Here is a 23,003-nt window from a genome sequence, read left to right as displayed (position 1 = left end):
CTGGTGCGCGCTCTCCACAAGCCAACCAGCCGGGCTCTGCGGGTGGCACTGGTGGCGGTGGGTCTGGCGCTACTTATGGCTATAACGGCGGTGCCGGTGGCACTGGGACTGTACTTATTCAGTGGTGATAACAATGTGGGCACGAGTAGAAGACGGCATCGTCATGGAAGTGACGAATGTTGATCCCGAGGGGCGCTTTCACCCCGACCTGAAATGGCGGCCTTGCCCGGCACAAGTTCTGCCCGGATGGTTGTTTGAAAATGGCACCTACGCCGCGAAAGTTGAAGCGTTGGAAGAGCGCAGCAACGCTGAGCGCCAGTGGCGCGACGGCGAGTTGTCGGCTCGCCAGTGGCTGCGCGAACGGCACCGCGACGAACAGGACTTAGGTCGGCCCACCACGCTCAGCAACGAGCAGTTTGTCGAGTTCCTAGCTTACCTGCAGGCGCTGCGCGACTGGCCACAAGCGGAGGCATTCCCTGATTCGCAGCAGCGGCCATCGGCCCCCGACTGGATTGACTTGTTTACCCAATAAAGCCCCGCACCGCCGGGGCTTTTTCTTACCCGTAACAAACCCATCAAAGGCCCCGCACCGCGGGGCTTTCGCATTTCTGGAGATTTATCTATGAGTGGATTCTTCCACGGCGTTACTGTCACCAACGTCGACACCGGCGCACGCACCATCGCACTGCCGTCGTCCTCGATCATCGGTCTGGTCGACACCTTCGCCCCCGGCCCAGGCGCCAGCGCCAAGGCCAACGACCTGGTGTTGATCACCAGCGAGCGCGAAGCGGTGGCGGCCTTCGGCGCTGACTCGGCGATCACCAAGGCCTGTAAGGCCATCTACATGCGCGCCAAGGCGGTGATTGTCGCCTGCGGCGTGGCCAAGCTTGACGATGCCGCCGAGCAAACTTCGGCGATCATCGGCGGTGTATTGGCCGACGGCACTCGCACCGGCCTGCAGGCGCTGCTCGACGGTAAAAGCCGTTTCAACGCCCAGCCACGGTTGCTGGTGACGCCTAAGCACAGCGCCATCCAGGCAGTCGGCACCGCCCTGGTGGCTCTGGCCGACAAGCTGCGCGGCCTGGCCATCATCGACGGCCCCAATAGCACCGACGAAGCCGCTATCGCCTACGCCGAGAACTTTGGTGCCAAGCGTGCGTTTATGGTCGATCCGGGGGTCAAGTATTGGGACACCGAGGCCAGTGCCACGATTGATGCACCGGCCTCGGCCTGGGTCGCTGGTCTGTTCGCCTACACCGACAGCGAGTACGGCTTCTGGGCCTCGCCGTCGAACAAGGAGTTTGTCGGTATTACCGGTACCGGCCGTGCCATCGAGTACCTGGACGGCGACGAAACCTGCCGGGCCAATCTGCTCAACAACGCCAACATCACCACGATCATTCGCGACGACGGCTACCGCCTGTGGGGCAACCGCACCCTGAGCAGCGATCCGAAATGGGCTTTCGTCACCCGCGTGCGGACCATGGATATCGTCATGGACGCGATCCTCTACGGCCACAAGTGGGCGGTCGACCGTTCGATCACCGCCACCTACGTCAGTGATGTCACCGAAGGCCTGCAGGCGTTCATGCGTGATCTCAAGGCCCAGGGCGCAATCATCAATTTCGAGGTGTTCGCCGACCCTGAGTTGAACACCGCCAGCCAGCTGGAGCAGGGCAAGGTCTACTGGAACATCCGTTTCACCGACGTGCCGCCTGCCGAGAACCCGAATTTCCGTGTCGAGGTCACCAACCAGTGGTTGACCGAAGTCCTCGACCAAGCCGCTTAAGGAGCAATAACCATGGCAATGATTCCCGAAACCCTGGCCAACCTGAACCTGTTCGTCGATGGCGTCAGCTTTCAAGGTGACGTCCCCAGCCTGACCCTGCCGAAACTCACCCTGAAGATGGAGGAGCACCGTGCCGGCGGCATGGACATGCCGATCGAGATCGATCAGGGCATGGAGAAGCAGGAAGCCGGCTTCGTGACCACCGGTGTGCGTCGCGAGTCGCTGAAGTTCTTCGGCCTGGCCGACGGTTCAGCTTTCAACGGCACCTTCCGCGGCGCTTTCAAAGGCCTCAAGGGCCAAATCACCCCAGTCATCGTTACGCTGCGTGGCGCCCTGAAGGAAGTCGACATGGGCGACTGGAAACCCGGCGACAAGGCCGAGATCAAGCACAACGTCGCGGTGACCTACTACAAGCTCGAAGTCGACGGCCGCGTGGTCTACGAAATCGATCCGCTGGGTATGAAGCGGGTCATCAACGGCGTCGACCAGCTCGCCGCCCAACGTTCGGCCCTGGGCCTGTAAGGAGCAGTCATGACACAAACTGCGAAAACGCCAAGCTGGTTGACTGTCAGCGCCGAGCGCGTGGTCGTCCATCTGAGCAAGCCCAGCGAGGCCAACGGCCTGCAGGTCGACAATCTGTCGATGCGCGCACCCACTGTGCGCGACATTCGCACCGCGCAGTCAGCGGCCAGTGGTGATGACGAACAGCGCGAGCTCAACCTCTTCGCTTCCCTGGCCGAAGTCGGAGTCAAGGACTTGGAAGGCCTGTCGCTGAAGGACTATGGCCGCTTGCAGGCGGGCTATTTTCGTCTGGTGCAAGACGACGAACTTTGATCCCCGGCTGCAGAAAGCGGCGGCAAGACGGCTCGCCAAAGAGCTGAACTTTGCCGCCGCCGAGATCATGACCATGTCGTACAGCGACATGGTCTGGTGGCTCACGGACTGAGCCGAGAGCCCATGCAAAAGGGGGGGCAGATGGCGAGCAAACTGGCTGTTGAGCGGGTGATCGGTGCCGCCGTCAAACCGACGGTAGGTGCCGTATTCAATACGCTCGAAGACCGAATCAAACAAGTGCAACAGGAGGGAAATCAACCCCAGGCACTGAAGAATGCCATCGGTGATGTCATACGCCTGGACGAGGCCGTCAGGGCTGCGCAGAGAAGTGGTTCAAGCGCTGCTTCAGCCCTGCAAAGTTCGCTGGACAAGGCGCGTAATAGCCTGCGTAGTCAAGGCGTCGATGTCCGCAAGTTGCGCGAACAGTACCAGGCGCTGGGTCGTGCGCTCGAAGGCAGCGAACTGCAAGCCAAAGGCCGGCAGCAGTTTGCCGACGGCAAGGCTGGTCTTGGCCGTGCGGTCACCGGTTTTAAGGCCATCGCGATACCGGCAATGATCAGTGCGGACTTTCAGAGCATCGTCCGCGATATTGCGATCAAGGCCGGGGTGGCTGGCGAGCCACAGGAAAAGCAGATGGCTCGCAGCTTCATCAGCACTTCGCAAACGACCGGGATGGCACGTAACGACGTGGCCAACATGGTCCGAAACCTGGTTGATGGCGGCATGAAAGCAGACACGGCGCTGGCCTACGCTCCGCTGGCAGCGAAATTTGCTGTCGGTCAGGGGGCTAGTGGCGCCGACACCGCGAGCATCATCAATGCATTGCAGGCGAACGCCAAGATCACCGATCCCAAAGTCATGGAAAGCGCTTTGGAGATGATCGCAGCGCAGACCAAGGCTGGAGGCTTTGCAGCGCCCGATCTGGCAACGTCGTTGGCACCGTTACTGGAAAAAATGGGTGGCCTGGGTAGCACTGGCCTGAGTGCCGTCAGTCAGGTGGGGGCGATGTTGCAGGTGCAACGCCGCGCCACAGGCAGCTCCGATCAAGCGGCGAGTAATCTGGGTAGCTGGTTATCGAGTCTCGCCAGCGCGCAGATCAGTAAGGAAGCTGATCCGCAGAAGGCCCAGGCGCAGTTCGACGTGCCGGAGCAGATCAGCGCCGCCTTGATGGCCTTTGCCCCGAACCAAGCGCTGTACACGCAATATCGGGACATTGCGCCAAAGGCCAAGGGGGGGCTCGACAACGACCTGCTAGCGCGCCGAGAAACATCGGTGCAAATCTGGAACGAGGCCTACCAGGCGATCGACGAATCGATGCGCAGTATGGGGGACGCTGTCCGGCCGCTGACCGACAACACGGCCAAGGTCATCACCTTCGTCGCCCAAGCCTTCACCACATTGACTGACAAAGCCCAGCCACTGGTGCTCGGCATTGCCGCAGTCGGCGCAGCTATTTCTGCAGTGACGGCGGTTGCCGGTGTGGTGCAGATGGGCAGGGGGGGGCTGAACGTCGGTCGCGGTTTGTTCAAGGAGGCCACAGCGAAAGACCAGCCCGGTGCCAAGCCAGGCAAGGTGTCGAGGTTGATGAATATCGGTCTCAAGGTGCTGGGTTTTGGTGGTGAGGACAGTCCGCAAGGTGCGGGTATGGGAACCGAGCCGTTGCAGGTGTTCGTGGTCAATGCCGGTGACTTTACCGGTGGCGGCGCTGGGCCAGGTAGCCCCGGAGGACGACGTACCTCACGGCGTCGTCAGGGCAATACGCGTAATGCACGACGCAACGCTTCATCCGTTCGGACCGCACCTGCTCCCGCGTCAACACCGGGGGGTGGCGGAGGTGTTGCGCGTCTGGCCAGTGGTGCAAGCAAGTTCGGTGGGCTGCTCAAGCGAGTGCCAGGCGGGAACCTGATCGGCGCCGGTCTCGGGGTTGTCGACACTTACCGAAACGCGCGCACCGTCGAAGCAAAGGCCGAAGGTTACGGTGCTGCCGCTGGCGGCTTTGGCGGTGCCTTGGCCGGTGCGGCCGCAGGTGCGGCATTGGGTTCGGTGGTACCGGTATTGGGTACAGCCGTTGGCGGTGTGATCGGCGCGATGGTCGGCGGCATGGGCGGTGAAGACCTGGGCGGTTGGCTGGGCAAACGCCTGTTTGGTTCGGACGATCCAGGCAAAACCTCAGCCCAGCCCACTGAAAATCTGCAACTGGGGGCCTCGGGGCCAGGGGATGTTGTGCGCTCCTTGGCTGTCCAGCCTGCAACGCCGCCAGGCATGGCCAGCCTTGCCGCAGCGAATGCGCCGGATCGAGGACCGTCGCCCCAGATCAACCAGCAATTCACCTTCGCACCGAACATGCCATTCACCGTACAGGGGGGGCTGAGCGACCCTCTGCAGCTTGCGCAGGAAGTGGGTGCGATTGTCCGCCGCGAGTTCGATGGGCTTGTCAGTCAGGCTACCAGCCGTCAGCTGTACGACGCTCCCCATGTTGTCTAAGGAGGTGCCATGACTTACATGGATCAACTGCAATCGGGGCTTGGCGCCCTGGTGGCCGCAGGCGAAGCCGGGCGGCGCAGTGCCGATGAGATGCTGGCGCCGGTCAATGACGCGATCGGCGAGTTTCGCGGTGCTGCCGCCGAGCTTGAGAGCTTGCCCTTTGTCGGTTCGGCGATCGGGGCGAAATTACAACGTAGCCTGCGCGCCATCAACACGGCGCAAGCCCATGTCGACAAGGTCTTGGCCAAATACGATCAGGCCGTAGCGGTGGTTGCGCAGGTGCGCGATGGTGTCGCCACGGTGAAAACTCAGGTGGGCAGGGTTAGCGCTGCGATCAACCGGGTGGCGGGCAGGATCAGCCCCAGCCTGGCCAATATTCTGCCGACCAGCAGCTTCGCCCCCGAAGCAACGCCGGCGGCCGAAGCGGTCAAACCCTTTGCGCACCTGCTGATCCTCCAGCCGCTCAAGGCTGAGGCGCCCGCGTATTACTTCAACCTCGACACGGCTGCCTTTGATGAACTGCGCAGACAAACCAGTTTCCGTTGGGCGGGACAGGAGCGTCTGACCCGCAGTAGCGCACAGCAGGCGGTGGGCCTGGGCGATGAGAAGATCACTATCAAGGGGGCGATCTTCCCGAGTTTCAAGGGCGGGCTTGGGCAGTTGCAGGCCTTGCGTAGTATCGGCCGACAACTTCAACCGCTGACATTGACCACCGGCTACGGTGACGTGCTGGGGCGCTGGTGTTTGACCAGCGTCGATGAAGACCAGAGCAATCTGCTGGCCGGTGGCATCCCCCGTAAACAAGGTTTCTCACTGGAGTTTGTGAGCTATGGCGATGACCTGCAGAACCGCTGATGGCGACGTGCTCGACACCTTGTGTCAGCACTACTACGGGCACCTGAACGGCAGTGTCGAGGCGGTGCTGGCCGCCAATCAGGGCCTGGCTGAGCACGTGCAGCCGTTTCGCGCCGGTGTGCAGATTCTGTTGCCAGATCTGCCGGCAGCGGCCGAAGCCATGGTGCAGTTGTGGGATTGACGCTCGCCATTACCTGTATCAACCAGACCCCGCCGTGTGCGGGGTCTGCCTTTTCTGGAGCATGAGCCATGCAACCTGTGTTTCGTCTTGTCGCTGACGGCAAGGACATAACCGCGTTGATCAACGACCGCTTGCTGTCGCTGCGCACCTCGGACAAACCGGGCATGGAGTCCGACGAGTTTGAGTTGCGCATCGATGATCGTGATGGCGCCGTGATGCTGCCGGCACGCGGTGCCACGATTGAAGTCCACCTGGGGTACGCCGGTCAGACCTTGACTCGTCTGGGGCTGTACACCGTGGACGAGGTGGAGTTGTCTGGACCGCCCGACAGCATCGTCATCCGTGGCAAGGCCAGCGACATGCGCGGCCCCGGTAAAAGTACCCGCAGTGGTAGTTGGGAGAACGTCGCGCTGCAACAGATCGTGGCTGACATCGCCGTGCGCAATGGCTGGCAACCAGCCTGCCCGATCACCCTCAAGGTGCCCCGGGTCGACCAGCTCAATGAGTCGGACTTCAACTTCATCACCCGCCTGGCGCGGCAGTACGACTGCACGGCCAAGGTGGGCGACGGCACCTTGCTGGTGTTGCCGCGCCAAGCTGGGCAAAGCGCCAGCGGCAAGGCACTGGGAATGATCACGATCAGCCGCGGCGACGTGAGCCGCTGGCAGATCCGTCTGGCTGACAAGGGTGCGCACAAGGCCGTACAAACGCGCCATCAAGACCCTAAGAGCGGCGCACTGAAAGTCGTCGAGCTGGGTAACGATACTGCGCCGCAAGGGCTACAGCCGGTGCACAGTGACCGCCACATTTATCCCAACAAGGCCGCTGCCGAGCAGGCCGCCAAGGCACGTCTGGCGGCTTTCAACCGCAGTACGGCCAGCGTGCGTCTGGACATGCCCGGACGCACGGACCTGTTCGCCGAACGGCTGATCAACGCCCAGGGTTTCAAGCAAGGCTTGGATGGCGAATACCTGATTGAGTCGGTCGAGCAACAGTTCAGTGCCAGCGGTTGGACCACCTCGATTGAGTGCAATGGTGGCAAGCAAGGCAAGGCCAACAGCAAAGGCAAGCCTGTCAGGCGCAAGCAAGCGTTGCAGACCAGCACGCTCGAACCCTTTTGAACGTCAAGGAGGAGAACCCCAGATGACCCTGGAGCAACTCGCTGCGATATTTCCCAACGCCCGCCTGAAAGCGGGCGTTTTCTTACCGGCATTGAACCTGGCCATGGCCCGTTGGGAGATCGACAACCCACGGCGCTTAGCCGCTTTTCTCGCCCAGGTCGGCCATGAGTCTGGCCAGCTGCGTTATGTCAAAGAACTGGGCAATGACCGCTATCTGTCACGTTACGACACGGGCAACCTGGCCCTGCGTTTGGGCAATACCCCTGAGGCCGATGGCGATGGCCAACTGTATTGCGGTCGCGGTTTGATCCAGGTCACCGGGCGCAACAACTATCAGGCTTGCAGCATGGCGCTGTTTGGCGATAAACGTCTGCTCAAGCAACCGCAGTTGCTTGAGCAACCTCAGTGGGCGTCGGAGTCGGCTGCCTGGTTCTGGCATTCACGCGGGCTGAATCAGTTGGCTGACCGTGGCGAGTTCAATCGCATCACCCGCCATATCAATGGTGGCCTTAACGGCCTGGAAGACCGTTTGCAACTCTGGGCACGGGCCCGCGAGGTGTTGTGTTGAGCCGTGTGCAGCTCGGCGTTTTGCTGGCGCTGATGCTGCTGGCCTGTGCGCTGACCTGGCAGGTGCAGGGCTGGCGCCTGGGACGCCAGCTGGCGCAGCAAGCCGAGCAGCATGCGCGAGAACGTCAGGCCCTAGCTGAGTCTACAGCCACGCAATTGCTCACTGAACGTCGGCAACGCGAGGAACTGACGCAACAACTGCACGCCAACGAGCAACAGCACTATCAGGAGTTTGTCGATGCACAACACAATCAGGCTCGCCTGCGTGACCGTCTGGCTACTGCTGATCTGCGCCTGTCAGTCCTGGTCGAGCGTGACGCCACCGGCTGTGCCAGCCTGCCTGCCGCCGCCAGTGCCGGCAGCCTGGATCATGGCCCCGTACGCGCCCGACTTGACCCCGCGCATGCTCGACGAATTATCGCCATCACCGAGCGCGGCGACCAGGGATTGATCGCCCTGCGCGCTTGTCAGGCCTATGTGCGGGCGCTGCAGCGTTGAGGCAGCTGGTGTAGGGTAGGCGGCAGTCTTTCAAGGAGTTTGCCATGGACCCGATCACTGCGCTTTCCGCCCGCCTGGGCGAACACCTGCGGCGCTTCAATGCCCAGGTGACCACCGCCGAGTCCTGCACGGGTGGGGGTATCGCCGAGGCCATTACCCGTATCCCGGGCAGCTCGGCCTGGTTCGAAGCCGGTTACGTGACCTATTCCAACCAGCAGAAGACCCGTCAATTGGCCGTGCCGGAAACCTTGTTCGCCCACGTCGGAGCGGTAAGCCAGGACGTGGTCGAGGCCATGGCCCGTGGTGCCCAGGCGGCCAGCGGTGCACGTTTTGCCGTGGCGGTCAGTGGTGTGGCCGGGCCGGACGGTGGATCACCGGCCAAACCGGTGGGTACCGTGTGGCTGGCCTGGGCCGATGGCAGCCATGTGAGCAGCGAGCGTCGGCACTTCGATGGCGGCCGTGACGAGGTGCGCCGACAAACGGTAATCGCCGCGCTAGAGGGCTTGTTACACCTTGGCGCAGAGTAAATCGCACATCGGGGGTAGGCGGGAAGAAAAGCCTGTGGAATAATACTGGCTACTTATACAGGTGTTCTGGCCGTCAGGCCCTATCGATTACGTGAGGACTTCAATGGACGACAACAAGAAGCGCGCCTTGGCTGCGGCCCTGGGGCAAATCGAGCGTCAATTCGGTAAAGGCGCGGTCATGCGCATGGGCGACCACGAGCGTCAGGCGATCCCGGCCATTTCCACCGGTTCCCTGGGCCTGGACATTGCCCTGGGCATTGGCGGTCTGCCAAAAGGCCGTATCGTCGAGATCTACGGCCCTGAGTCGTCCGGTAAAACCACGCTGACCCTGTCGGTTATCGCTCAAGCCCAGAAAATGGGTGCAACCTGCGCCTTCGTCGACGCCGAACACGCGCTGGATCCCGAGTACGCCGGCAAGCTGGGTGTCAATGTCGACGACCTGCTGGTCTCGCAGCCTGATACCGGCGAACAGGCCCTGGAAATCACCGACATGCTGGTGCGCTCCAACGCCGTTGACGTGATCATCGTCGACTCCGTTGCCGCCCTGGTACCCAAGGCCGAGATCGAAGGTGAAATGGGCGACATGCACGTCGGCCTGCAAGCCCGTCTGATGTCCCAGGCACTGCGTAAAATCACCGGTAACATCAAGAACGCCAACTGCCTGGTGATCTTCATCAACCAGATCCGTATGAAAATCGGCGTGATGTTCGGCAGCCCGGAAACCACCACCGGTGGTAACGCGCTGAAGTTCTACGCTTCGGTCCGTCTCGACATCCGCCGTACTGGCGCGGTGAAAGAAGGCGACGAAGTGGTCGGCAGTGAAACTCGGGTCAAGATCGTCAAGAACAAGGTGGCGCCACCGTTCCGTCAGGCTGAATTCCAGATCCTCTACGGCAAGGGCATCTACCGCAACGGCGAGATCATTGACCTCGGCGTGCTGCACGGCTTCCTGGAAAAAGCCGGTGCCTGGTATAGCTACCAGGGCAGCAAGATCGGTCAGGGCAAGGCCAACTCGGCCAAGTTCCTCCAGGAGAACCCGGAGATCGCCGCTACCCTCGAGAAGCAGATCCGCGACAAGCTGCTCAATGCAGGTGCTGTTGAGGCTGCTGCCAAGGCTGCAGCGGTTGCTGCTGAGCCTGAAGGCGATCTGGCTGACGCCGAAGCCGGCTACTGATTGTCCCCATGTCCGTCGTACTCGACACCCCCGTCGCCGTAAGGCGGACAGCCATGGACCTGCTCGCGCGCCGCGAGCACGGTCGAGTCGAGCTGACGCGCAAGTTGCGTCAGCGCGGCGCTCCCTCCGAATTGATCGACCAGGAACTCGACCGTTTAACGGAAGAAGGCCTGCTCAGTGAAGCCCGCTACCTGGAAAGCTTCATCAGCTATCGCTCGCGTTCCGGCCACGGCCCTGCACGCATTCGCGAAGAACTGGGCCAACGCGGCCTGCAACGCGGCGACATCGACCAGGCCTTGCGCGAAAGCGGCGTGGATTGGGCGGCGCAGTTGCAGGATGTCTGGCAGCGCAAGTTTGCGAGCCAGTTACCTACCGATCCGCGCAGTCGTGCCCAGCAAACCCGTTTCCTGGTCTACCGTGGTTTTTCCATGGAGATGATCGGCCGCCTGTTGAGCGGCCGAGGGCTGGACGACTAGCCACGCATGGGTTTTATGTGACCTTCAGTGCTTCGCGGGCGCGTTGAGTGGTGTGCATGGGCTCAGGTTTGGCCCAGTTTTCTGCCAGGTTAATGAAGTCCACCAGTTCGCGCAGACGTCCCTGATCACGACCATTGAAGGCGAAGGTCAGGCGCGTCAGGTGACTGAACCTGGCCTCATCGTGGTGCTCCCCTGCGTAGGCGTGCTGGTGGTACAGACCACTCAGGCGCAGGTCAGCAAAACCCTCCTGTAGATCGAGTAATGCGCCTTCGTTGAGCGGGTGGTGCATGCGGATCACGAACTGGTTTTTCAGCCAGCGGCTGGAGTGGTAGTTGCTATAGAACTGATTGATTTCCTCCACGGCTTCCTCGGCACTTTGTACCAGGCGCAGCAGCTTCAGATCACTGGGCAGGATGTAGCGGTTTTCCTCCAGTTGGCGGGTAATGAAGTTCAGTGCGTCCTGCCAGAAGTTGCCGCCTGGGGAGTCCAGCAACACCACCGGTACCAGCGGGCTTTTGCCGGTCTGGATCAGGGTGAGCACTTCCAGGGCTTCGTCCAGGGTGCCAAAACCACCTGGGCACAGCACCAGTGCATCGGCTTCCTTGACGAAGAACAGCTTGCGAATAAAGAAAAAGTGAAACGGCAATAGTTTGTCGGTGCCGTCCACGGTGGGGTTGGCATGCTGCTCGAAGGGTAGGGTGATGTTGAAGCCCAGGCTGTGATCGACCCCAGCACCCTCGTGCGCGGCGGCCATGATGCCACCACCAGCACCGGTGATAACCATCAGGTTGGAGCGCGCCAAGGCCGCTCCCAATTCTCTGGCCAATGCATACATGGGGTGCTCAATCGGGGTGCGGGCGGAGCCGAACACCGTTACTTTGCGCCGGCCCTTGTACTGTTCCAGGGCGCGGAAGGCATGGTCCAGCTCGCGCAAGGCTTGCAAGGTGATCTTGGCATTCCAGCGGTTGCTGTCGTCGTGGGCCATGCGCAGGACGGTCAGCAGCATGTCGCGGTACAGCGGCAGGTTGGGGCTATCGGGCGCAACCAGCTGCAGTTGTTCGTCCAGCTTGCTCAGGTCGATTGCATTGTTCTTGAAGTGACTCGATAGCAGTTCGTTCGGTTGGTAAGGCATTCAACGTCTCCTTCTGCAGCAAAACCTCTGACCGGACCTGATCGGTACCGGCCGCGACACTGCGTGTGTCGCTGGCTGCCGTGGCTCGAGTGTGCGCCTCGAGCATTGCAGTAGACCTGCAAGGTCTTAGTGCAGTGGTGATGGGCTCTTTGTTGTTTTCGCTGGGCATTGCCAATGCACGGCGTCGACAGGCATCCCCCGGTGCGAGCCCTGAAACGGGCGGGCGCTTGCTATCAATCTAGACCGTGGCGGGCGTTTATGCCGAATCTTCGTTCTAGCCGCAGCCTGGTGGCAGCGACAAGGAGTGGGTTAACAGACCGCTGGTCAGTCGGGATCCAACCCAGGTGTAGGTCTGGTTAACTGGAAGCCTGAGCAATTGCCGCAGTGCAGGGAGGCTGTCACATGCAACGGCTTAATCTGGAGCTCGATGCACAGCTGTTCGAGCTGCTCGAGCGCTCGGCCCAGGCCAATAACCTGAGCCTTGAACAAGAGTGCCTGCGTCGCTTGGGGGGAGGGGCAAGGCACTCACGTTACGTCCAGGCCCTGGTGGCTGAACTGCGCGCCGATGAAAAACAGCGGCGCGACAGTGAGCAGGTGGCGTAACGTTACTTGGAGACCTTCAGACCGCAGCTGGCAGCATTGAAAGCCTGTTCAGCAACCGGGCGGTTGGTTTTGTACTCGGTGAAACGGTAGGTCAGCACCGCGCCTTTGACCAGCAACTGACGGTAGCCGCTGTTCTGACAGACCCTGTCACCCAATTGGCTGCGCACCCGGTTCGGGTCGGCCTTCATCTTTTCAGCGTGGCTGGGAAGCACGCTCAGGTGGTTAATCAGTTGCTTGCCTTCGACGGTGTAACCCTGGTCGAGGATGTCTTCATTGATCGCTCGCGGCGTGCCCACGCTGCTTTGTGCAGCAACCTTTTGCAGCATCTGGCTCAGTTCGTATTCCTGCTTGGAAGCCGCATTGGCCGCCAACGGCAAGGCGAGCAACAGGCTCAGGGACGGGGCAATGAAACGCAGCATGAATTTCTCCTGGTTCGGTAACTGGCGGTTGGACCGGCAACTGCGCACGGTGTTCCCTCACGCGCGTAGTCGTGGTGCCAGCGGGTAGCGACAGGCTGAGGATTATAGGGGAGTCGGTGCTGCGCCTGCACGGCAATTACCGTCTGCCGGTGCCCGGGCTCTGATAAACTGGCGCGGATTTCCTGTCTTGCCGAGTCCGTGCAGTGCCATCCCTTTCCTGCCTATATAGTCTGCTGCCATGAGCCACGCCGTTTCGCGCCTGCGCGCCGAGCGCCTGGCGCGCAGTGTCAAACCTTTCGTCGCCCGCGGATCACGGGCGCCACGCTGTCCGCAGTGCCGGGTGATCTTCAGCCATTGCCTGTGTGCCTGGCGTCCACAGGTGCCGTCCGATTCGGCCATGTGTCTGCTGATGCATGACACCGAGCCATTGAAACCGAGCAACACCGGTTGGCTGATCGCTGACCTGATCGCCGATACCTCGGCATTCGGCTGGCAGCGTACTTCGGTCGATGAGGCGCTGCTGGCGTTGCTCGATCAACCGCAGTGGCAGCCGTATATTGTCTTTCCCGGTGAGTTCGTAGCGCCGCAACGGGTGGTTAACGAGGTGGTCCGCGAGCCCGGCAAGCGGCCTTTGTTCATCTTGCTCGATGCGACCTGGACCGAGGCACGCAAGATGTTTCGCAAGAGCCCGTACTTGGAGCGCTTCCCGGTACTCAGCTTGCAGCCCGAACAGCTGTCGCGCTACCGCTTGCGCCGTTCCAAGCGTGACGATCACTTCTGCACCGCCGAAGTGGCGGCCATGTGCCTGGAGCTGGCCGGTGATCAACGCGCCGCTGAAGCGCTGGATGCTTATCTGGATGTGTTCAGCACCCACTACCTGAGTGCCAAGCACCAGTGGCCTATTGATGACCAGGATGCGGTGCACCAGCGTTTGCATACCTTCCTATAGTACAAGGGGCAGACGCCGCACATTCGGTCATAATAGCCAGGCTGGCGACCATCGCTTGCCTGCCGCGACCGGGCAATCAGCTTGACCACCCGGTTCTGGCTCGGCATCCTTGGCGCCGATTCGGGCATATACAAGCCTTGAAACTGTGTTTTTCCTGGCCTTGAAGTGCCTTTTGGGTGTGCGGTAGTCCGCCCACACCTTGAGTTGCCCGCCAGGCGCCTATTCTTCCTCCCTGCGCCTGCACAGAACAGGATCATTAGATCGATGGCCACGTACGAAATCCTGATTGCCGATGACCACCCGCTGTTTCGCAGTGCCCTGCATCAGGCTGTAACCCTGGGCCTGGGGCCCGATATCCGCCTGGTTGAAGTGGCGAGCATTGCTGAACTGGAAACCCGCCTTGCCGAGAAGTCCGACTGGGACCTGGTGCTGCTGGATCTCAACATGCCAGGGGCCTACGGTTTTTCCGGCCTGGTCCTGCTGCGCGGCCAGTACCCACAAATTCCGGTTGTCATGGTGTCGGCTCAGGAAGAAGCCGCCGTCGTGGTGAAATCGCGTGAGTTTGGTGCCAGTGGCTTCATTCCCAAATCCAGCTCGCTGGAAGTGATACAGGACGCGGTGAAAAAGGTCCTCGAAGGTGACGTCTGGTGGCCACCACAAGCCTTTGAGAAAGTCGACGTGTCGGCTGAAGCCAAAGCCGCCAGTGAAGGTCTGGCCAGCCTCACGCCCCAGCAGTTCCGGGTACTGACCATGGTCTGTGAGGGTCTGCTGAATAAACAGATCGCCTATGAGTTGAGTGTTTCCGAGGCGACCATCAAAGCCCACGTTACGGCAATTTTCCGCAAGCTCGGCGTGCGTACCCGGACCCAGGCCGCATTGCTCTTGCAACAACTGGAATCGGTTTCAGCGAGCTAAGGCCTACGCCTTCACGCTTTTTTGACCCGATTTACTCTAGGCTGCAGCGCTTTTTCAATGGATGAAGTGACCCTCTATGTCATCGCCTTTCAAGGGCCAGACCGGCCTTAAACGTATTTTCAACGCTGCTGGCTATTCGTTTGACGGTCTGCGCGCAGCCTTTACCGGCGAAGCGGCGTTCCGCCAGCTGGTGCTGCTCAATGTTGTGCTGATTCCGCTGGCGTTCTGGCTAGAGGTCAGCCGAGCTGAGCGGGCAATCCTGATCGCCGTCTGTCTATTGGGCCTGATCGTTGAATTGCTCAACTCGGCAGTCGAAGCGGCAATTGACCGGATTTCCCTGGATCGCCACCCGCTGTCGAAAAACGCCAAGGACATGGGCAGCGCCGCCCAGTTTGTCGCCTTGACCATGGTGGCGCTGGTCTGGGCAGTGATCCTGCTCTAGGCAATGGTGGGCAGCACGATCTCGTCGCTACGACTGACTCCGGCAGTAAAGCTACGGCACAACTCGAGAAACTCGCGCATGGCTGAAGTCTGGTACTTCTGTTTGTGCCAGATGAAGTAGAACTGGCGGGCCAGGTCCAGTTCCGGCGTTTCCACCGCCACCAGGCTGCCGCGACGAAAGGCGTCGCGCAACGCCAGGCGGGAGATACAACCAATACCCAAACCTGACTCGACGGCGCGCTTGATCGCTTCGGTATGCTCAAGCTCCAAACGAATGTTGAGGTGGGAGCGGTGGTGACGCATGGCCTGATCAAAGGTCAGGCGCGTGCCCGAACCCTGTTCACGCAGGATCCACGCCTCATGGGTCAGTTCTTCAAGGCTGGCTTGGCCACGCTTGGCCAGTGGGTGCTGCGGTGCACAAAACACCACCAACTCGTCTTCAACCCAGGGTTGGACCTCTAGATCCGGATGGTTGCAGTCGCCTTCGATTAGACCCAGATCAATTTCATAGTGGGCAACCTGTTGCACGATATGCGCAGTGTTCTGTACATGCAGCTTGACCTGACTTTCCGGGTGGATCTGCATGAAACTGCCGATCAGCAGGGTGGCCAGGTAGTTACCGATGGTCAGGGTAGCGCCGACTGCCAGGGAGCCAAAGCCGGACTTGCCGTTGAGCAGGTCTTCGATTTCTTTGGCCTGATCGAGCAGCGCCACAGCCTGGGGCAGCAGTTGATGGCCCAGAGCGTTGAGGCTCAGGCGTTTACCGGCGCGGTCGAACAGCTGACAGCTGGACTGGCGCTCAAGTTCGGTGATCGAAGTACTGGCGGCCGATTGCGATAGCGCCAGTATTCCCGCAGCGCGTGAGACGCTTTGGTACTGGGCTACGGCGACGAACACCTGGAGCTGACGGAGCGTAAATCGCATATCTATATAACCGATAAGACATATCTTGATAATTCATTTAACAGATATTGTCGCTCGCACTAAACTATCGCGCAATCGCGCTCTAGGTTAGCGCTGCGTTTTATTTCAGGAGCCCGTACATGAGCAACATGAACCACGAACGTGTCCTCAGTGTTCACCACTGGAATGACACCCTGTTCAGCTTCAAGTGCACCCGCGATCCGGGCTTGCGCTTTGAGAACGGTCAGTTCGTGATGATCGGCCTGCAACAGCCCAACGGCCGCCCGCTCATGCGCGCCTACTCGATCGCCAGCCCGAACTGGGAAGAGCATCTGGAGTTCTTCAGCATCAAGGTGCCAGACGGCCCGCTGACCTCGCAGCTGCAACACCTGAAGGAAGGCGATGAGATCATCATCAGCAAGAAGCCTACCGGTACGCTGGTACTGGACGACCTCAATCCGGGTAAGCACCTGTACTTGCTCAGCACCGGTACCGGCCTGGCGCCATTTATGAGCGTGATCCAGGATCCGGAAACCTACGAGCGCTTTGAGAAAGTGATCCTGGTGCACGGCGTGCGTTACGTCAACGAAGTCGCCTACCGTGAATTCATCACCGAGCACCTGCCGCAGAACGAATTCTTCGGCGAAGCGCTGCGTGACAAACTGATCTACTACCCGACTGTTACCCGTGAGCCGTTCGAGAACCAGGGGCGTCTGACTGACCTGATGCGCAGCGGCAAGCTATTCAGTGACATCGGTCTGCCACCGATCAACCCGCAGGACGACCGCGCGATGATCTGCGGTAGCCCGAGCATGCTCGACGAAACCAGCGAAGTGCTCGACAGCTTCGGCCTGAAGATATCGGCGCGTATGCGTGAGCCGGGTGATTACTTGATCGAGCGTGCATTCGTCGAGAAGTAAGTAACGTTGAAACAGAAAAAGCAGGCCTAGGCCTGCTTTTTTCGTTTTTGCAATTGGAGTGGGTAGTTGGCGGTGTCCGTTTCGCCAGCCAGGCTTGCTCCTACAGGGTAGTGCCGCCAGGGCTCAGTCCTCGGCGACTACTTCCAACACCCGGATCTGCTCCGGCTGCGGGTAGTGCCAACGCACCTGCACATCCCAGAACATCACCCCGTACACACGTGCCGCTGGCGGATTCTGATACGCCGGACGTGGGTCCTGTGCCAGGCATTGTTCTATAAGCTCAACCAGTGGCTCGCCCAGGCGCAGGGCATGTTCGCGAGCCTGGGCCAAGGCGCTGTCACTCCAGGCCACGGCAATCGGTGCTGGTGCGGCACTGGCCATCTGGTTGGTCGCGCCATTGACCGCATCGGCATAGGGCACATAGGGTTTGATGTCGAGCACCGGGGTGCCATCGAGCAGATCAATGCCCGAGAGCAACAGGCGCCCTGGCTCAACCTTCTCCAGGCGCACCACCGATTGGCCGATGCCATTGGGGCGATGGGTCGCACGGGTAGCGAACACGCCCATGGAAGTATTGCCACCTAGGCGTGGCGGACGCACCTTGAGCCGTGGCTTGTCTTCCAAGGCCTGGTGGAACAGGAACAGCAACCAGACATGGCTGACCTGTTCGAGCCCAGCCACCGCGTCGCCATTGTCGAACGGTGGCAACAGCTCCAGCACTCCACGTGCTGCGGGTGCCAACTGCGGCTGACGCGGGATGGCGAACTTCTCCTTGAAGCAGGAGCGGACGAAGCCAATCGGGGCGACGCTGTAATTCATCGACGACTCAGCCACGCACTCGCAGGGTCAGACCCTTGAGAAAGTTGCGCAACAACTGGTCGCCACACGGGCGATAGTTGTTGTGCCCGACCTTGCGGAACAGCGCGCTAAGCTCCGGCTTGGACACTGGGAAGTCGGCAGCCTTGAGGATCGCGTGCAGGTCATCTTCCTTGAGTTCGAAGGCTACCCGCAGCTTCTTCATGATGATGTTGTTGGTCACCGGCAGTTCAACCGGCTGAGCGGGGCGGCTGTCGTCCTTGCCACGCTTGAAGATCACCAGGCCATCGAGGAAGTGCGCAATGACTTCGTCAGGGCAGCGCACGAAACCTTCTTCGTCTTCCTTCTTCAGGTACGAGACGATATCGTCGGTGGCGACTTCGAAGCCGCTGAGCTTGATGATATCGGTCAGTTTGGCGTCGTTGACGTCCAGCAGGTAGCGCAGGCTGCGCAGTACATCGTTGTGAATCATGGTGACAATCCTGTTCGGGGCGCAACCCGAGTGGCTGCGCCTTGTTGCTAGAATTTTTCGCTGGTCGACAGATAGCGCCATTGGCCCAAGGGCAGCTTGCTCATCGACACGCCGCCCAGGCGAATCCTGCGCATGCTCAGCACAGTGACGCCAACGCTGCTGCACAGCAGGGCGATCAGGCCGGGCTGCGGGTTTTTCAGAACCATGCGCAGGCGTGTTTCGTTCTGCCAGCTGGCCTTGATTTTCGGCAGCTCCTTGCCCTTCCAGGTGAACCCGCGGTTCAGCCGCTCCAGGCCGTGGGCAATCATGTCGCCACTGACTTCAACGACATATTCCTGTTCGAGCTTGGCCAGGTCTGATTCGAGCTTGCGGGTTACCCGCCAGTCCTGGGTGAACACCTGCAGGCCACTGGCGCCTTGTTGCAACGGTGCGACGTTGTTCAGGCGGGCGAAGTGGCCTTTGAGCGGGCGACGGTCATGGCTGAGTTCCGCGCAAAAGCTGGCCACTGTAATGCTGTTGCAGGCGCTGTCGATGTCCTGGTCGGCAGGCTGATTGAGCAACAGGGTTGCCGGCTCCAGGGCTTCGGCGCGGGCACCGGCCTGCAGTTCGACCTTGTGTTCGGCTACCTTGAATTGTGGCTCGTCGACCACCGTGCCATCGACGGTGACCCAGCCGCCTTCGATATACAGCTCAGCCTCCCGCCGGGAGCAACCGACCAGTTCGATAAGGCGTTTGGAAAGGCGAATGGGTTCAGACATGACGACAGCCGTAGGTACAGGGAAAGACGTCCATTGTAACCGCGTGGGCAGGCCCAGGTCCGGCAACATTCGCCCATCGGGTCATTATTCTGCGATTTCGCTGAATATCAGATAGGTCCGACGCTTTCTGTCATCCGTTTTGCGCGGCTTTTGTCTGAATAAGCTTCAAGTGCAGTAGGGGGTAGGGTTGGCCCATGCCATCCGTTTCCGAGCGGCCGACCACTTCGAACCCTTGGCGCAGGTAGAAACCCAGTGCCTGGGGGTTCTGTTCGTTGACGTCGAGTTGCACGGCGTTGAGTTCGTTGATGGCGTAGTGCAACAGGCGCTTGCCCAGGCCCTGGCCACGTGCTGCGGGGTCGATGAAAAGCATTTCCACGCGCCCGCCCGCCACCCCGGCAAAACCGCTGATGCGGTGCTTGGCATCCTTGCAGCAGATCAGCATTACGGCGTCCAGGTACTGGCTGAGCAGTAGCTCGCGCAACAGGCAGATGTAGGTTTCGGGCAAGAAGTCGTGAGTCGCTCGCACCGAGGCTTCCCAGACTCGCACCAGCTCCGGGTAATCACTCAGGCTAGGGGTCTGCACGCGGCAGTGGTTGTACATTGCTGGGTTCTCCTGCTCTCGGCCGACAGAGAAAACGATAGTTGCAAAAAAAAGCCCCGCCACAGCTGGCAGGGCTATTTTTGCGCAGTGCCGGCTTAGATCGGCTCAGCCCACATGTCGTACTCGTCAGCGTCGGTAACGCGGCAGCGCACGGTGTCACCAGGCTTGAAACCGTGGTTGCCGTCGATGAACACATTGCCGTCGATATCTGGGGCGTCGAAGTAGCTACGGCCTACCGAACCCTCTTCTTCCACTTCGTCGATCAGCACGTCGATTTCACGACCGATGCGCAGTTGCAGCCGGGCAGTGCTGATTGCCTGCTGATGGGCCATGAAACGATCCCAACGTTCTTGCTTGATGTCATCCGGGACGACATCCAGGCCCAGGTCGTTGGCCGGGGCGCCTTCGACGGGCGAATACTGGAAGCAGCCGACGCGATCGAGCTGGGCTTCGGTCAGCCAGTCGAGCAGATACTGGAAGTCTTCTTCGGTTTCACCAGGGAAGCCGACAATGAAGGTGGAGCGGATGATCAGCTGTGGGCACTGCTCGCGCCATTTCTTGATGCGTGCCAGGGTGCGGTCTTCAAAGGCCGGGCGCTTCATCGACTTGAGCACTTTCGGGCTGGCGTGCTGGAACGGAATGTCCAGGTACGGCAGGACCTTGCCTGCGGCCATCAGCGGAATGATGTCGTCGACGTTCGGGTACGGGTAGACGTAGTGCAGGCGCACCCAGGCGCCCAGGCTGCTCAGTGCTTCGCACAGTTCGAGCATGCGCGTCTTGACCGGGCGACCGTTCCAGAAGTCGGTCTTGTACTTGACGTCGACGCCGTAGGCGCTGGTGTCCTGGGAGATCACCAGAATCTCCTTGACCCCGGCCTTGACCAGGCGCTCGGCCTCGCTCAATACCTCACCGACCGGACGGCTGACCAGCTTGCCGCGCATCGACGGGATGATGCAGAAGCTGCAGCTGTGGTTGCAGCCTTCGGAAATCTTCAAATAGGCGTAGTGACGTGGGGTCAGCTTGACGCCTTGTGGCGGCACCAGGTCGATCAGCGGGTTGTGATCCTTACGCGGTGGTACTACTTCGTGCACCGCGGTGACGACCTGCTCGTACTGCTGCGGGCCGGTTACGGCCAGCACGCTTGGATGCACGTCACGAATGCTGCCTTCCTCGACACCCATGCAACCGGTGACGATGACCTTGCCGTTTTCTTTGATCGCTTCGCCGATCACCTCAAGGGATTCGGCCTTGGCGCTGTCGATAAAGCCGCAGGTGTTGACCACCACCACATCGGCGTCCTGATAGGTGGGCACGACTTCATAGCCTTCCATGCGCAGCTGGGTCAGGATGCGTTCGGAGTCGACCAGGGCTTTGGGGCAACCCAGGGAGACGAAGCCGACCTTAGGCGTGGTGGGCGTAGGAGTGGTGGACATGACTAACCTCGGTATTGAAGAGCTTGCAGGCCGCAGCGGCCGGGCAACCTTTGGCGGGCGTCTGGGCGCCTCTGATCAAAAAGTGCGCAATTCTAGCGAGCGCAATGTCACTTGACCAGCAGAAAAGCGACGAACGCTAGTCTATGCTTCGCGGCAAGGGCCTGTGTTTGCCTCTTGAGTCTAGGTTGCGGGAGTAATGGATGGTTCAGGCAAGCGATCAGGCTGATTCCGGGCATTCGGCGGCGAAGCCGCTGAGCCTGCTGGTAGCAGCGGTAGGGGTGGTTTACGGCGATATTGGCACCAGCCCGCTGTACACCCTCAAAGAGGTGTTTTCCGGCGATTATGGTGTGCCGGTCAACCACGACGGGGTATTGGGCATTCTGGCGCTGATCTTCTGGTCACTGGTCTGGGTGGTGTCAATCAAGTACATGGTGTTCATCCTGCGTGCCGACAACCAGGGTGAAGGCGGCACCATGGCCCTGACCGCCCTGGCCAGGCGTGCGTCGGCGCCTTATCCCAAACTGCGTGCGGTCATGGTGGTCTGCGGCCTGATCGGTGCTGCGCTGTTTTATGGTGACAGCATGATCACCCCGGCGATCTCGGTATTGTCGGCGGTGGAGGGGATGGAGCTGGCCTTTGACGGCATCGATCATTGGGTGGTGCCGGTGTCATTGGTGGTGCTGGTGGGCTTGTTCCTGATCCAGAAGCACGGCACCGCGCGCATCGGTATTTTGTTCGGGCCGGTGATGGTGGCCTGGTTTGTGGTGCTGGGCGCCTTGGGCGTGCATGGCATTGTCCAAAGCCCGGAAGTACTCAAGGCGGTCAATCCGCTTTGGGCGGTGCGCTTCTTTATTGTTCATCCGGGCATGGGGGTGGCGATCCTCGGGGCTGTGGTGCTGGCATTGACCGGTGCCGAGGCGCTGTACGCCGACATGGGCCACTTCGGTCGCAAGCCGATTGCCCGGGCCTGGTTCATCCTGGTGCTACCGGCGTTGGTGCTCAACTACTTCGGCCAGGGTGCTTTGCTCCTGCAAAACCCCGAAGCTGCACGCAACCCCTTCTATCTATTGGCACCGGCCTGGGCGCTGATACCCTTGGTCGGGCTCGCCACCCTGGCGACAGTGATTGCCTCGCAGGCGGTCATCTCCGGGGCCTTCTCCCTGACCCGGCAAGCCATTCAGCTTGGCTATGTACCGCGGATGCAAATCCAGCACACTTCAAGTGACGAGCAAGGACAGATCTACATTGGGGCGGTGAACTGGGCGTTGATGGTCGGTGTGGTCTTGCTGGTGCTGGGCTTTGAGTCGTCCGGGGCACTGGCTTCGGCATACGGGGTAGCCGTGACCGGAACCATGCTGATGACTACGCTGCTGGTGTCCACGGTGATGCTGTTGCTATGGAAGTGGCCACCGATTTTGGCAGTGCCGGTGCTGCTGGGCTTTTTGTTTGTCGATGGTTTGTTCTTTGCTGCAAACGTCCCCAAAGTGGCCCAAGGCGGTGCCTTTCCGGTGCTGGCGGGGATGGCTTTGTTTGTCCTGATGACCACCTGGAAACGCGGCAAGCAGATCCTGGTTGAGCGCCTCGATGAAGGCAGCCTGCCGTTGCCACTGTTTATCGCCAGCATCCGTGTGCAGCCGCCGCATCGGGTCGAAGGCACGGCCGTGTTCCTTACTGCACGACCCGACGCCGTGCCCCATGCCTTGTTGCATAACATGTTGCACAACCAGGTATTGCATAACCAGGTGGTGTTGCTGACTGTGGTCAGTGAAGACATGCCGCGCGTGCCAGCGCAGCAGCGCTTCGAGATTGAGGCCTACGGGGAAGGGTTCTACCGGGTGCTTCTGCACTTTGGTTTCATGGATGAGCCGGATGTGCCAGCGGCGTTGAAGCTGTGTCATCTGGAGGGGGTAGATTTCAGCCCAATGCGCACCACTTTCTTTCTCAGCCGTGAGACCGTGATTCCTTCGCGGCTGGTAGGGATGGCGCATTGGCGGGCGATGTTGTTTGCCTTCTTGTTGAAGAACGCCAACGGAAACCTGCGCTTCTTCAAGCTGCCACTCAATCGAGTGATCGAGCTAGGCACCCAGGTAGAGATTTGAAGACCTGCAGGGGCGGCAGCGCCGCTCCTGCAGCGT

General features: G+C 60.5%; 27 protein-coding genes. 19 read left to right on the top strand and 8 right to left on the bottom strand.

What is annotated here, in order from left to right; genetic code table 11:
- Positions 1 to 133: 133 nt before the first annotated feature.
- The 13 genes from ACQRAX_RS06205 (at position 134) to recX (ending at position 10,506) form a co-directional block, all read left to right on the top strand.
- Entirely contained in the window at positions 134 to 532 is a 399-nt protein-coding gene (locus ACQRAX_RS06205) for a phage tail assembly chaperone (RefSeq protein ID WP_412037952.1), read from the top strand.
- 90 nt (positions 533 to 622) lie between these two features.
- Entirely contained in the window at positions 623 to 1,789 is a 1,167-nt protein-coding gene (locus ACQRAX_RS06200) for a phage tail sheath subtilisin-like domain-containing protein (protein WP_412037953.1), read from the top strand.
- Between the two features lie 12 nt (positions 1,790 to 1,801).
- Entirely contained in the window at positions 1,802 to 2,311 is a 510-nt protein-coding gene (locus ACQRAX_RS06195; RefSeq protein WP_045187800.1) for a phage major tail tube protein, read from the top strand.
- A gap of 9 nt (positions 2,312 to 2,320) precedes the next feature.
- On the top strand, positions 2,321 to 2,623 hold the full coding sequence (locus ACQRAX_RS06190) for a phage tail assembly protein (protein WP_045187798.1): 303 nt from the start codon (positions 2,321 to 2,323) through the stop codon (positions 2,621 to 2,623).
- A 141-nt stretch (positions 2,624 to 2,764) separates the two neighbouring features.
- On the top strand, positions 2,765 to 5,107 hold the full coding sequence (locus tag ACQRAX_RS06185) for a phage tail tape measure protein (RefSeq protein ID WP_412037954.1): 2,343 nt from the start codon (positions 2,765 to 2,767) through the stop codon (positions 5,105 to 5,107).
- 9 nt (positions 5,108 to 5,116) lie between these two features.
- Positions 5,117 to 5,962, top strand: coding sequence for a phage tail protein (locus ACQRAX_RS06180; RefSeq protein WP_412037955.1), 846 nt, complete (start codon positions 5,117 to 5,119; stop codon positions 5,960 to 5,962).
- Positions 5,937 to 6,143, top strand: coding sequence for a tail protein X (locus ACQRAX_RS06175; RefSeq protein ID WP_412037956.1), 207 nt, complete (start codon positions 5,937 to 5,939; stop codon positions 6,141 to 6,143). The genes ACQRAX_RS06180 and ACQRAX_RS06175 overlap by 26 nt, the downstream gene beginning before the upstream one ends.
- Before the next feature lie 68 nt (positions 6,144 to 6,211).
- Entirely contained in the window at positions 6,212 to 7,264 is a 1,053-nt protein-coding gene (locus ACQRAX_RS06170; RefSeq protein WP_412037957.1) for a phage late control D family protein, read from the top strand.
- 22 nt (positions 7,265 to 7,286) lie between these two features.
- Positions 7,287 to 7,832 carry a glycoside hydrolase family 19 protein gene (locus ACQRAX_RS06165; RefSeq protein WP_412037958.1) on the top strand — a complete coding sequence of 182 codons (546 nt, stop codon included), beginning with the start codon at positions 7,287 to 7,289 and terminating at the stop codon, positions 7,830 to 7,832.
- 32 nt (positions 7,833 to 7,864) lie between these two features.
- Entirely contained in the window at positions 7,865 to 8,329 is a 465-nt protein-coding gene (locus ACQRAX_RS06160) for a lysis system i-spanin subunit Rz (protein ID WP_412038425.1), read from the top strand.
- A 44-nt stretch (positions 8,330 to 8,373) separates the two neighbouring features.
- Positions 8,374 to 8,856, top strand: coding sequence for a CinA family protein (locus ACQRAX_RS06155; protein ID WP_412037959.1), 483 nt, complete (start codon positions 8,374 to 8,376; stop codon positions 8,854 to 8,856).
- A 103-nt stretch (positions 8,857 to 8,959) separates the two neighbouring features.
- The gene (recA, locus tag ACQRAX_RS06150) at positions 8,960 to 10,030 is read left to right on the top strand and encodes a recombinase RecA (protein WP_412037960.1); all 1,071 of its coding nucleotides are present in this window, start codon (positions 8,960 to 8,962) and stop codon (positions 10,028 to 10,030) included.
- Between the two features lie 8 nt (positions 10,031 to 10,038).
- Positions 10,039 to 10,506: a recombination regulator RecX gene (recX, locus tag ACQRAX_RS06145; protein ID WP_412037961.1), complete on the top strand. Its 468-nt coding sequence runs from the start codon at positions 10,039 to 10,041 to the stop codon at positions 10,504 to 10,506.
- Positions 10,507 to 10,519: 13 nt separating this feature from the next.
- Here recX and ACQRAX_RS06140 read toward each other — a convergent pair whose 3' ends face one another.
- A complete protein-coding gene (locus ACQRAX_RS06140) occupies positions 10,520 to 11,638 on the bottom strand; it encodes an LOG family protein (protein ID WP_412037962.1) in 1,119 nt (372 codons plus the stop codon).
- Positions 11,639 to 12,040: 402 nt separating this feature from the next.
- Here ACQRAX_RS06140 and ACQRAX_RS06135 point away from each other — a divergent pair, with 402 nt between their 5' ends.
- Positions 12,041 to 12,241: a hypothetical protein gene (locus ACQRAX_RS06135; RefSeq protein ID WP_412037963.1), complete on the top strand. Its 201-nt coding sequence runs from the start codon at positions 12,041 to 12,043 to the stop codon at positions 12,239 to 12,241.
- A gap of 2 nt (positions 12,242 to 12,243) precedes the next feature.
- On the opposite strand, the gene ACQRAX_RS06130 is transcribed toward ACQRAX_RS06135, so the two are convergent.
- Positions 12,244 to 12,660, bottom strand: coding sequence for a quorum-sensing-regulated virulence factor family protein (locus ACQRAX_RS06130; protein WP_412037964.1), 417 nt, complete (start codon positions 12,658 to 12,660; stop codon positions 12,244 to 12,246).
- Positions 12,661 to 12,898: 238 nt separating this feature from the next.
- On the opposite strand from ACQRAX_RS06130, the gene ACQRAX_RS06125 reads away from it, so the two are divergent.
- The 3 genes from ACQRAX_RS06125 to ACQRAX_RS06115 all read left to right on the top strand — a co-directional run bounded on the left by ACQRAX_RS06125 (position 12,899) and on the right by ACQRAX_RS06115 (position 14,966).
- Positions 12,899 to 13,609: a tRNA-uridine aminocarboxypropyltransferase gene (locus ACQRAX_RS06125; protein WP_412037965.1), complete on the top strand. Its 711-nt coding sequence runs from the start codon at positions 12,899 to 12,901 to the stop codon at positions 13,607 to 13,609.
- A gap of 264 nt (positions 13,610 to 13,873) precedes the next feature.
- On the top strand, positions 13,874 to 14,524 hold the full coding sequence (erdR, locus tag ACQRAX_RS06120) for a response regulator transcription factor ErdR (protein WP_412037966.1): 651 nt from the start codon (positions 13,874 to 13,876) through the stop codon (positions 14,522 to 14,524).
- Positions 14,525 to 14,600: 76 nt separating this feature from the next.
- The gene (locus ACQRAX_RS06115) at positions 14,601 to 14,966 is read left to right on the top strand and encodes a diacylglycerol kinase (RefSeq protein WP_412037967.1); all 366 of its coding nucleotides are present in this window, start codon (positions 14,601 to 14,603) and stop codon (positions 14,964 to 14,966) included.
- Here ACQRAX_RS06115 and ACQRAX_RS06110 read toward each other — a convergent pair.
- Positions 14,963 to 15,889, bottom strand: a complete 927-nt coding sequence (locus tag ACQRAX_RS06110; RefSeq protein ID WP_045187771.1) for a LysR family transcriptional regulator — start codon at positions 15,887 to 15,889, stop codon at positions 14,963 to 14,965. The two genes, ACQRAX_RS06115 and ACQRAX_RS06110, sit on opposite strands and share 4 nt — an antisense overlap.
- Before the next feature lie 119 nt (positions 15,890 to 16,008).
- Between ACQRAX_RS06110 and fpr the strand changes: the two genes are divergently transcribed.
- Positions 16,009 to 16,788 carry a ferredoxin-NADP reductase gene (fpr, locus tag ACQRAX_RS06105; RefSeq protein WP_003222277.1) on the top strand — a complete coding sequence of 260 codons (780 nt, stop codon included), beginning with the start codon at positions 16,009 to 16,011 and terminating at the stop codon, positions 16,786 to 16,788.
- Positions 16,789 to 16,911: 123 nt separating this feature from the next.
- Here fpr and tsaA read toward each other — a convergent pair whose 3' ends face one another.
- The 5 genes from tsaA to rimO all read right to left on the bottom strand — a co-directional run bounded on the left by tsaA (position 16,912) and on the right by rimO (position 20,868).
- Positions 16,912 to 17,607, bottom strand: a complete 696-nt coding sequence (gene tsaA / locus ACQRAX_RS06100) for a tRNA (N6-threonylcarbamoyladenosine(37)-N6)-methyltransferase TrmO (RefSeq protein WP_412037968.1) — start codon at positions 17,605 to 17,607, stop codon at positions 16,912 to 16,914.
- Positions 17,608 to 17,614: 7 nt separating this feature from the next.
- On the bottom strand, positions 17,615 to 18,076 hold the full coding sequence (locus tag ACQRAX_RS06095) for a DUF1456 family protein (protein WP_412037969.1): 462 nt from the start codon (positions 18,074 to 18,076) through the stop codon (positions 17,615 to 17,617).
- 47 nt (positions 18,077 to 18,123) lie between these two features.
- Positions 18,124 to 18,834 (bottom strand): rRNA pseudouridine synthase, encoded by a 711-nt coding sequence (locus tag ACQRAX_RS06090; protein WP_412037970.1) that lies wholly within the window; start codon positions 18,832 to 18,834, stop codon positions 18,124 to 18,126.
- 130 nt (positions 18,835 to 18,964) lie between these two features.
- Entirely contained in the window at positions 18,965 to 19,435 is a 471-nt protein-coding gene (locus ACQRAX_RS06085; protein ID WP_412037971.1) for a GNAT family N-acetyltransferase, read from the bottom strand.
- A gap of 95 nt (positions 19,436 to 19,530) precedes the next feature.
- On the bottom strand, positions 19,531 to 20,868 hold the full coding sequence (rimO, locus tag ACQRAX_RS06080; RefSeq protein ID WP_412037972.1) for a 30S ribosomal protein S12 methylthiotransferase RimO: 1,338 nt from the start codon (positions 20,866 to 20,868) through the stop codon (positions 19,531 to 19,533).
- A gap of 200 nt (positions 20,869 to 21,068) precedes the next feature.
- Between rimO and ACQRAX_RS06075 the strand changes: the two genes are divergently transcribed.
- The gene (locus ACQRAX_RS06075) at positions 21,069 to 22,967 is read left to right on the top strand and encodes a potassium transporter Kup (RefSeq protein WP_412037973.1); all 1,899 of its coding nucleotides are present in this window, start codon (positions 21,069 to 21,071) and stop codon (positions 22,965 to 22,967) included.
- The last annotated feature ends 36 nt before the right edge of the window (positions 22,968 to 23,003 follow it).

Source organism: Pseudomonas sp. UM16, assembly GCF_050312595.1.
Classification (GTDB): domain Bacteria; phylum Pseudomonadota; class Gammaproteobacteria; order Pseudomonadales; family Pseudomonadaceae; genus Aquipseudomonas.
Note: the sequence above shows the minus strand (reverse complement) of the source record. Positions and strands in the feature narration are given on the sequence as shown.